Here is a 9,821-nt window from a genome sequence, read left to right on the forward strand (position 1 = left end):
GTCCCCAGACCGCGCTCGGGCTGACAACTCGGTGGGGGCGTCGGGAGTTTTGTCGGATTTGCATTGTTTCGGGCGGCTTTCGGGGCGTCGTTTTTCTTTTGGTGTACCGATTTGTTACCCCGATGTTCACCTGTGGAATCACCCGGCACGCCATGCTGGGGCGCATCCGGGCGTTACCTGAAGAACGACGCGCGACGGGCATTCCTCGCGTACGGGGGGATCGACACATGAATGCAGCGACGGGTCGCTTGGCACGACGGGCAGGCGCCGTCACGGCAGCCGCCCTCACCGCGCTCGCGGTGAGCTTCGCAGGAGCAGGACCTGCGCTCGGCGCGGTATCCGCCGCGAGCCCGGTGGTCATCAACGAGGTCTACGGCGGCGGCGGCAACTCCGGCGCGACCCTCACGAGCGACTTCATCGAGCTGCACAACACCGGCCCGACGGCGGTCGACGTGTCGGGCTGGTCCGTCCAGCACGGCTCGGCGACCGGGTCCACCTGGGCGAAGACCAGCCTGACCGGCTCGATCGCCGCCGGCGGCTCCTACCTCGTGCAGGAGGCCAGCGGCACCGGCGGCACGCTCGACCAGCCGACCCCCGACGCGACCGGGACCCTCGCGATGGCCGGTGCCGCCGGTAAGGTCGCGCTCGCCTCGACCCAGTCCGCCCTGACCTGCCTGCCGGTGGCGTGCGCCACGGACGCCGCCGTCGTCGACCTGGTGGGCTACGGGCCCACCGCCAACTCGTTCGCCGGACCCGGCCCGGCCCCGGCCCCCGGCAATGCCACCTCGATCGGGCGGACGGGCTTCGGCGTCGCGGCCACCGCGCTGCCCCGGAACCTGTCGGTCGGCACCCACGAGGTCACGGTGACCTATCTCGGCAACGCGACCACGGCCTCGTCGTCGGCCACCGCCACGCTCCGGGTCGAACCCCGCCGCCGCGGCTGACCTGCGAGCCGGCGCACTTTCGGTCCGCAGAGAAGGCTCCAAGAGTCAAGGGGTCGTCGGGCAGTCGCGCTGGAGCTTCTCCATCCCGGAGGTCCTGCCCGAGACGAGGCCACGCGTGCGTTCTCAGCTCCTAGTTCGCGCCGGGGCGATGGCGATCATGGGATCGCTCGCTGGACTGTGCATCGTCGCGCCGATCTCGGACGTCACACCCGCCGCGACGATCGCAGAGTCGGCCGTGCTGACCGCCGGCCAGACGCTGGGCCGCGATCAGCGGATCGTCGCGCCGAACGGGAGCACCCGGTTCGTCATGCGGCCCGACGGCGATGCGGTCGTGTACGGACCGGACGCGCGATGGGCGACTCGCACCACGGGCGCGGGCAACCGGCTGTACCTGCAGACCGACGGCAACCTCGTCGTCTACTCCACCGCCGGACGGGCCCTCTGGAGCTCCGCGACCAGGGGTAGCAAGGCCACCCACCTGGTGATCCAGCCCGACGCGAACCTGGTGCTCCGCCGGGCCGACGAGAAGGCGGTCTGGTCATCGGTGACCGGCCCGCTGCCGGTGCTCTCGATGTACGCCTACGGGAACAGCTACGTCCTGGCCAGCGGAGCGACCGACCCCGCGCACGGCTTCGTCGCCCTGGCGGGCGCGCGGCTGCGCGCGACGACCGACAACAACGGCACCGCCGGTGCGGTGATGGGGCAGGTGGTGGGGACCGCCGGCAACGCGCCCGGGAAGTCGTGGGCACCCGGCTCGCAAGGCCTGGTGATCCTGGACGCGGTGCTCAACTCCGTGATCAACGTGACGTCGCGAGCCGACGCTGCCGAGAAGGTCGACTTCCCGAGCTCGTTGCGCACCCTGCTGCGGATGTACCGGTCGCGCGCGTGGCGCCCGGAGACGGACGCCTCCGTCGTGCGGGCCGGTGCCTGGACGACGGCGGCGGTCACGAGCGCCCGGAACGGGTCCGCGATCAAGACCGTCGTCCCCGGCGAGCACCTCACGATCACCACGTCCGCCAGTGAGATCTCACTGATGCTCATCGGGTTCCCGCCCTCGTCCGGAGCCGGCTCGCCGTACTCCGTGAGAGTCAACGGGGTCCCGCGTGCGTCGGGGACGACGGTGGGGCGGACCACCGAGCGGACCACCTTCCACGATGTCGCCGTTCGGATCACCGGCCTGACCGGCACCTCCACCGTCGTGCTCACCAAGGGCGCGGGCGCCGGGGAGCTCTACGTCGACGGATACCTGGAAACGAGCTCGACGCCGCCCGAGATCGTCGTCGTCAAAGACCCCATCCCGACGTCCGCAGGCCTGGCGGTCAACGGCCGGGACGCCAATCGGACCGCAGCAAACCTCGCGGCGTTCGACGCGATGGTGGACTCCGTGGTGGCCGAGCAGGAGTTCCACGACGGCACCGTCAGGGTGGCCGACCCCGGCGCGCGGTGGAACGCCGCGACCATGTACGCCTTGGATCATGTGCACCCGAACAACCTCGGGCACTCGGTCCTCGCCGACGTGGTCGCCGGCGCCGCAGGCTAGCGCCCGCTCCGCACGACCGACCGGGCTCGCGTCGCTGGGACGCGGTCGGGGGCTGCGGGCCGCCCGGGAGAGGATGGGCCGCGTGCTGACGATAGCGACCGCCAACGTGAACGGGATCCGCGCCGCCTTCCGGCGGGGCATGGACGGCTGGATCGATGACCGCAAGCCGGACGTGATCCTGCTGCAGGAGGTGCGCGCGCCCGCAGACGTGCTGACGGGGTTCCTGCCGAGCGGCTGGGACCTCGCCCTCGAGGTGTCCGACGCCAAGGGGCGCGCGGGCGTCGGGATCGCGTCGCGGCTGCCGATGACGGCGTTCCGCACCGGGCTCGGTGTGGGCATCGCGTCCAACACCGGGCGCTGGATCGAGGCGGACCTCGAGCTGCCGGACGGCGGCGGCACGCTCACCGTCGTCTCGGCGTACCTGCACTCGGGGACCGTCGGCACCCCGTCGATGGACGAGAAATACGCGTTCCTGGAGCTGGTGACCGCCCGGCTGGCGGAGCTCGCCGAGCGGGGCGGATACGTCGTGGTCGGTGGCGACCTCAATATTGCGCACACCAACGACGACATCAAGAACTGGAAGGGGAATCTCAAGTCGGCCGGCTTCCTGCCCGCCGAGCGCGCGTACCTCGACCGCTGGTTCGACGACCTGGGCTGGCGCGACCTCGGGCGCGAGCTCGGCGGCGCGGGCCCCGGCCCGTACACCTGGTGGTCCTGGCGCGGGAAGGCGTTCGACAACGACGCCGGCTGGCGCATCGACTACCAGCTCGCGACCCCGGACCTTGCCGCCACCGCCCTGGCGGCCGACGTCGACCGAGCCGTCGCCTACGACCAGCGCTGGAGCGACCACGCCCCGCTGGTGGTCACCTACTCCCTGTAGCGAGTAGCGGGACTACGCGCCCAGGCTCAGGTCGACGTCGGGGTCGAAGGTGACCGTGCGAGCCCGACCGCTGCGCTTCGCCCGGTACAGGGCGTGGTCGGCGTGCTGCAGGACGTCGTCGGTGCTGTCGCCGGGGTCGGCGAGCGCGAGCCCGATGCTGAGCGTGACCTGGACCTCGAGCGCGCCGACGTCGATCGGTCGGGCGACCGACCGCGTGATCTTCGCCGCGATCCGCTGGGCGTCGGTGACGGTGTGCACCGCCGGGAGCAGCACGACGAACTCGTCACCGCCGACCCGGGCGACGACATCGCCGCCGCGGACCTGCGCGGCGATCCGGGTGGCGACCGCCACCAGCACGCGGTCGCCGGTGGCGTGGCCGTGCGCGTCGTTGATGGGCTTGAACCCGTCGAGATCGAGGAACAGCACCGCGAGCCGGGTTCCGGTGCGTGGCTCGGCGGCAAGAATGGCGTCGGCCCTGGTGAGGAGCTCGCGGCGGTTCGCGAGCAGGGTGAGCGCGTCGTGCGTGGCCTGGAAGTGCAGCTCCTCGCGCGCCATCCGGGAGCCGGTGATGTCGACGAACTGGGACACGAACGATCGCGGCGCGGCGTCGTCGCCGCGCAGCACCCCGACCGAGTGCTGCACCCACCGGGAGGTCCCGTCGGCGCACACGAGGGCGATCTCCCCGGTGGCGGAGCTATGGCCGTCGGCCAGGGCCTCGGCGTGCAGGAGCACGTCCAGCGCATCGTCGGCGGTGGTGAGGACGTCGCTGAGGCCGCGTGCCAGGAACCATTGCTGGTCGCGGCCCAGCATCCGGCACAGGGCGGGGTTGACCTCGACGAACCGGCGGTCCAGGTCGACCAGGGCCATTCCACCCGGGGCGGACTCCATGGCGAGGCGGAACCGCCGCTCGCTGCGCGCCAGCAGTTCGAGGGCCTCGTGCTCCGCCTGGACGACCCGCGCGCTCGCGATCCTGCCCGCGACGGAACCAGTGCTGTCGGTGAACGGACGGGCCTGGACCGACAGCCAGAGAAAGCTGCCGCCCGCTGTGCTGAATCGCGCCTCGTAGGCGACCGGCATGCCGGTGTTGACCCCCTTGCTCGCCGATCGCATGGTCTCGACATCGTCCGGGTGCAGGAACGTCGGGACCGGTCGGCCGACCATCTCCTGCGGAGTCCACCCCAGGGCGGCCGTGACCGACGGCGAGACCCAGGTCAGAATCCCCTTCGGGTTCCCCCGGAACACCAGGTCCGAGGCGTTCTCGGCCAGCTGCCGGTAACGCTCCTCGCTCTCGGTGAGCGCCTGGATCGCATCGACCTCCGGCTGGCAGTCGCGCGAGCTGCCGACGACGCCGAGGACGGTTCCGGACTCGTCCGTGACGGTGCGGAGCGTGCTGTCAAACCAGCGCCAGCCGCGATCGGCAGTCCGGAACCGGCTCCGGATCATCGTTCGACCCACCGGAATCCCGCCCCCCGCGATCTCCTTCGGGAGATCGTCCGGGTGGGTGAATTCGATCCCGCTGCGCCCGATGAGGTCCTCCGGGGCCCAGCCGACGATCGCGGTGACGGACGGGGACACCCACTTGATGAGGCCGTCCGGGCCTTTGAACATCACGACGTCCGAGGCGTTCTCGGCCAGCATCCGGTAGCGCCGCTCGCTCTCCGCGAGCAGGCGCTGGGCGTCCAGTTGCGTGTTCGCCTCATCATTCACCTGCGCACTCGCTGGCGAATACGTTTCCACCGCAGGCGGGTCGCCGGTACCCGTGGACACTGCCGGCATCGTCGATTCCCCCACCACATCTCCGCACCTGACGTCGAAAGGAGCCGCCGGTCCGTCGGACGTCGATCCTTCGGACCACCGCCGTAGCGTAGCGACCGGACGATCGGCCGGTACGGACATTCGCGGCGGATTGCCCCCGGAATACCTGCTCAGTCGGGGGCGGGCGCCCCGCGGGCCGCCTCGAGCAGGACCGCCTCGAGCAGCCCCGGGAACCGTTGCGCGAGCTCCGGGCGCAGCGAGACGAAGCAGCGGGTGCCCTCGGGCCTGGAGAGCACGACCCCGGCGTCCCGCAGCGTCTTCATGTGGTGGCTGAACGTCGACTGCCCGACCGGCACCTCGAAGTCGGCGCGCAGGTGCTCGGCCCCGTCGCTGAGCGTGCGCACCTCGACCACCGCAACCACAGGTACGCCCGACGGCCTCGACCTCGCCGGCTCCCGGGTGCTCGTCACCGGCGGGACCAAGGGCATCGGCGCAGCGATTGCGCGGCAGTTCGTCGCGGCCGGCGCCCGGGTGCTCGTCGCCGCGCGCACCCCCGCCGACGGCGCCACCGCCGGCGAGTTCGTCGCCGCCGACCTCGCGACCCCGGCCGGCGTCGCCGCGCTCGCCGACCGCGCGCGGGAGCTCCTGGGCGCGGTCGACGTGCTCATCAACAACGCCGGCAGCCAGGCGTACGTCCCGCAGGGTGCCCTGGCGATGACCGACGAGCACTGGCAACGCGACCTCGACCTCAACCTGCTCGCCTCCGTGCGCCTCGACCGGGAGGTCCTGCCCGCGATGATCGCCAGGCGCAGCGGCGTCATCATCCACATCACGTCGGGCCAGACCCGGCTGCCGGGCGCGGCCTCCCTGCCGTACGCGGCGGCGAAGGCCGCGCTGACCGCCTACAGCAAGGGGCTGTCCAACGAGGTCGCGCGGCACGGGGTTCGCGTCAACACCGTCGTGCCCGGGGTCATCGCCACCCCGGCGTGGCACACCCGGATAGCGGCGAACGCGGGCGAGACCGGCGCCGACGTCGAGCAGGCCACCCAGGAGCTGGTCGACGCCATCGGCATCCCCCTGGGCAGGGTCGGCCAGCCCGACGACGTCGCGCACCTGGTCGCGTTCCTCGCCTCCCCGCGGGCCGCGTTCATCACCGGCAGCCAGCACGTCGTCGACGGCGGAACCCTGCCCCTCTTCTGACCCCGCCCCCCCCGAGTTGTCAGATTTGAACCCTCCGGGAAAGGAGGGTCCTCAGACCGTTCGCGAGGCGGGGTCCGACGCGTGGGCGACGAGGAATGCCGGCGCGGTCAGCTCCTGCGCCGCGAAGGCGTCGGCCACCGCGGCCGCGACCGCCCCGACCCGGTCGACCTCGACCAGGGCGATCGCGGATCCGCCGAAACCGCCGCCGGTCATCCGGGCGCCCAGCGCGCCGGCCGCGCGCGCGGACTCCACGACGAGGTCCAGCTCGACGCAGCTCACCTCGTAGTCGTCGCGGAGCGAGATGTGCGAGGCGTCCAGCAGCGGACCGATGTCGCCCGGGCGGCCGGCGTCGAGCAGCGCGACCAGCTCGGTGACGCGGGCTATCTCGGTCACGACGTGGCGCACCCGGCGCCGCGCGACGTCGGCGGTGACGACGTCGTCGGTGAGGCCCGCGAGGGCCTCCTCGAGCGCACCCGGGTCGACCTCGCGCAGCGTGACGACGCCCAGCTGGGCCGCCGCCGCGTCGCAGGTCGCCCGGCGGGCGGCGTACTGGCCGTCGGAGAGCTGGTGCTCCGCGCGGGTGTCGACGACCAGCAGCGCGAGCCCGGAGGCCTCGAGGTCGAACGGCACGTGCCGCACCGAGTTGTCGAGGCAGTCGAGCAGCAGCGCGTGCCCGGCGGTCGCGCGCAGCGAGGAGGACTGGTCCATGCCGCCGGTCGGGGCGCCGGCGATCTCGTTCTCGGCGCGGATGCACGCCGCGGCGAGGATCGCGCGCCCGGCGTCGTCGGCCCCGAAGTCGAGATGGAACGCGTCGTCGAGCGCGACCGCGAACGCGCACTCCAGCGCCGCGGACGACGACAGGCCAGCGCCGTACGGCACGCACGAGTCGACCACGGCGTCGAACCCGCCGAGCGTGTCGACCTCGCGGCGCAGCGCCCAGGCCACGCCGGCGGCGTAGGCCGGCCAACCGGTCACCGTGCCCGGTCCGATGTCGGCGAGCGTCGAGCTCCACACCCCGGCGTCCGGCTCCTGCGCCGAGGCGAGGCGCACCTCTTCGACGTCGGCGCCCCCCGGCCCGCTGCGGAAGGTGCGCCGCAGCGCGACGTAGGTGCGGTGCGGCAGGTTGATCGGCAGGCACAGCCCGCCGTTGTAGTCGGTGTGCTCACCGATGAGGTTGACCCGCCCGGGCGCCGACCAGATGCCGTCGGGCTCGGTGCCGAACCGGGTCCGGAAGCTCGCCGCCGCGCGCTCGGCGCCGTCGCTCGGGTCCCACGCGTCCAGCCACTGCGGCGCGCTCATCGGGCGACCTCCTGCAGCCGGGTCGCGATTCGCTCGGGGGTGGTGTCGCTGATCCAGGCGGCCATGCCCGACTCGACGCCGGCGAGGTACTTGAGCTTGCCGGGGGCGCGCAGCACGGAGAAGATCTGCAGGTGCAGGCGGGACAGGTCGCGTCCCTCGCGGACGGGTGCCTGGTGCCAGCCGGAGATGTACGGCAGCGTGATCGGGTCGCCGTCGGGCGTGACGAAGAAGCGGTCCAGCATGGCGAGCAGCTCGAGGTACGCGGTGGCCAGGTCGGCGCGCTCGGCGTCGGTCAGGGCGGGCAGGTCGGGCACGTCGCGGCGCGGCGCGAGGTGCACCTCGACCGGCCAGCGCGCCGCGAACGGCACGTAGGCGACCCAGTGCTCGGTCTGCAGCACGATCCGCTTGCCGGACCGCAGCTCGGCGTCCAGGATGTCGCGCCCGAGCAGGCCGCCGGTGCGCTCGAAGTGCTCGCGCGCCTGGGTGAGCAGCGCCTGCGTGCGCGGGGTGAGGTAGCTGAACGCGTAGATCTGGCCGTGCGGGTGGTGCAGCGTGACGCCGATCTCCTTGCCGCGGTTCTCGAAGGCGAACACCTGCTCGATGCCGGGCAGCGCGCCGAGCGCGGCCGTGCGGTCGGCCCACGCCTCGATGATGGTCCGCATCCGCTTCGGCGTGACCGAGGCGAGCGAGGCGGTCGGGTCCGCGCTGAAGCAGATGACCTCGCAGCGGCCGTTGGCCGGTCGGGCAACGAAGAGCTCCTCGCCGGCGCTGTGGGTGATCGCATCCCCTGCGCCGGGGACGTTCAGCAGCGACGGGAAGCGGTTCTCGAAGACGACGACGTCGTAGTCCTCGGCCGGGATCTCCCCGTCGGAGTACGCCGCGCCGGGTTTCGCCGGAGCGAGCGGGTTGGACGCCGCGGCGGGCAGGAACGTGCGGTTCATCCGGTTCGCGGCCATCGGGATCCAGTCCCCGGTGAGCGGGTCCCGGCGCAGCTCCGGGCTCTCGATCGGGCGCGCGACGTCGTCGTCGCCGACCACGGGCGCGAACCGGTCGACCAGCGGGCGTGGGTCGTCGAGCCGGCGGGTCGCCGCCCCGGAGACGAACGGCTCCGAGTCGTCGAAGTAGATCAGCTCGCGGCCGTCGGCCAGGGTTGTCGACGTGCGTCGCACGGAGGTGGTGCTCACGGTGCTCCTCGTTCGGTGGTCGATGCGTGATGGTCAAGGTGGTTGGTGGGTGGCGCGAGCAGCAGCTGCCCGACGGCGGCTCCGGCGGCCTTGCGGGCGTCGTCGGGCAGGGCATCGTCGCAGATCAGCACGTCGACGACCTCGAGCGGAGCGATCCGGGCGAGCCCGACCACGCCCCACTTGGTGTGGTCGGCGAGCACCACGACGTCGCTCGCGCAGGCGATCAGCGCGCGGTCGGTCTGGGCCTCGAGCAGGTTCGGGGTGGTCAGGCCGTCCGGGCCGAGGCCGTGCACGCCGAGGAAGGTGCGGTCGACGCGCAGGCCGGCCAGTGCGCCGTCGGCCACCGGGCCGACCAGGGCGTCCGACGGGGTGCGCACGCCGCCGGTGAGCACCACGTCGAGGGTCCCGCCGCCGGGTCGGCGCGACGCGGCGTGCAGCGTGTCGGCGACCGGCAGGGAGTTCGTCACGACGGTGAGCGGGCGCAGCGCGGGGTCGCCGGCGATCAGCTCGGCGAGCAGGTGCGCGGTGCTGCCCGCGGACAGCGCGATCGAGGACCCGGGCGTGACCCAGGAGAGCGCGGCCCACGCGATCGCGCGCTTCTCGACGCCGGCGAGGGTCCGCTTGACCGCGAAGTCGGGCTCGTGCGCGGTGGGCTGGGCGTCGACCGCCCCGCCGTGCACCCGGCGGACCAGGCCGCGCCGCGCCAGCTCGGCGATGTCGCGGCGGACCGTCATGTCCGACACCGCGAGGCTCGCGACCAGGTCGGTCACCCGCACGGCGCCGTGCGCGTGCACGTCCGCCAGGATCAGGTCCTGGCGTTGCGAAGCGAGCATGTCAACAGTATTCACCACAACTCAACAAAATCCAACACCTGAGCCGAGCGCAATGTTGGCCCGATCAATCTCCGCCGCCGCCCCACGGCGGTCGCTTCCCTCCAACGGACGTGGCAAGGGACCCCAGCACAAACCCCGCAACGTCCGAGCGTTGACGTCCTATAGGACGTCAACGCTCGGACGTTG

9 protein-coding genes are annotated in these 9,821 nt (G+C 72.5%); 4 read left to right on the top strand and 5 right to left on the bottom strand.

All coding sequences use genetic code 11. From position 1 onward, the window contains the following. The first annotated feature begins 227 nt into the window (after window positions 1–227). From VIM26_RS06730 to VIM26_RS06740, 3 genes are all read left to right on the top strand, one after another. On the top strand, window positions 228–944 hold the full coding sequence (locus VIM26_RS06730; protein WP_331949580.1) for a lamin tail domain-containing protein: 717 nt from the start codon (window positions 228–230) through the stop codon (window positions 942–944). Window positions 945–1,059: 115 nt separating this feature from the next. Beyond that, complete coding sequence (locus VIM26_RS06735; protein WP_331949581.1) at window positions 1,060–2,484, top strand: hypothetical protein; 1,425 nt, start codon at window positions 1,060–1,062, stop codon at window positions 2,482–2,484. A gap of 73 nt (window positions 2,485–2,557) precedes the next feature. Next, window positions 2,558–3,364, top strand: a complete 807-nt coding sequence (locus VIM26_RS06740) for an exodeoxyribonuclease III (protein WP_331949582.1) — start codon at window positions 2,558–2,560, stop codon at window positions 3,362–3,364. A 12-nt stretch (window positions 3,365–3,376) separates the two neighbouring features. Here VIM26_RS06740 and VIM26_RS06745 read toward each other — a convergent pair whose 3' ends face one another. Then, on the bottom strand, window positions 3,377–5,071 hold the full coding sequence (locus VIM26_RS06745) for a PAS domain S-box protein (RefSeq protein ID WP_331949583.1): 1,695 nt from the start codon (window positions 5,069–5,071) through the stop codon (window positions 3,377–3,379). A gap of 218 nt (window positions 5,072–5,289) precedes the next feature. Continuing rightward, window positions 5,290–5,523 carry a helix-turn-helix domain-containing protein gene (locus tag VIM26_RS06750; protein ID WP_331949584.1) on the bottom strand — a complete coding sequence of 78 codons (234 nt, stop codon included), beginning with the start codon at window positions 5,521–5,523 and terminating at the stop codon, window positions 5,290–5,292. Here VIM26_RS06750 and VIM26_RS06755 point away from each other — a divergent pair. Then, the gene (locus VIM26_RS06755; protein WP_331949585.1) at window positions 5,516–6,319 is read left to right on the top strand and encodes an SDR family oxidoreductase; all 804 of its coding nucleotides are present in this window, start codon (window positions 5,516–5,518) and stop codon (window positions 6,317–6,319) included. The genes VIM26_RS06750 and VIM26_RS06755 overlap by 8 nt on opposite strands. A 51-nt stretch (window positions 6,320–6,370) precedes the next feature. Here VIM26_RS06755 and galK read toward each other — a convergent pair whose 3' ends face one another. Genes galK through VIM26_RS06770 form a run of 3 tightly spaced genes read right to left on the bottom strand, consistent with a single transcriptional unit; the run spans window position 6,371 to window position 9,635 of the window. Then, window positions 6,371–7,618 carry a galactokinase gene (gene galK, locus VIM26_RS06760; protein ID WP_331949586.1) on the bottom strand — a complete coding sequence of 416 codons (1,248 nt, stop codon included), beginning with the start codon at window positions 7,616–7,618 and terminating at the stop codon, window positions 6,371–6,373. Beyond that, window positions 7,615–8,802 (bottom strand): galactose-1-phosphate uridylyltransferase, encoded by a 1,188-nt coding sequence (gene galT / locus VIM26_RS06765; RefSeq protein ID WP_331949587.1) that lies wholly within the window; start codon window positions 8,800–8,802, stop codon window positions 7,615–7,617. Before galT ends, galK begins: the two co-directional genes overlap by 4 nt. After that, window positions 8,799–9,635: a DeoR/GlpR family DNA-binding transcription regulator gene (locus VIM26_RS06770; protein WP_331949588.1), complete on the bottom strand. Its 837-nt coding sequence runs from the start codon at window positions 9,633–9,635 to the stop codon at window positions 8,799–8,801. Before VIM26_RS06770 ends, galT begins: the two co-directional genes overlap by 4 nt. Window positions 9,636–9,821: the final 186 nt, after the last annotated feature.

The sequence above is a fragment of the Pengzhenrongella sp. genome (assembly GCF_036565025.1).
Taxonomy (GTDB): domain Bacteria; phylum Actinomycetota; class Actinomycetes; order Actinomycetales; family Cellulomonadaceae; genus Pengzhenrongella.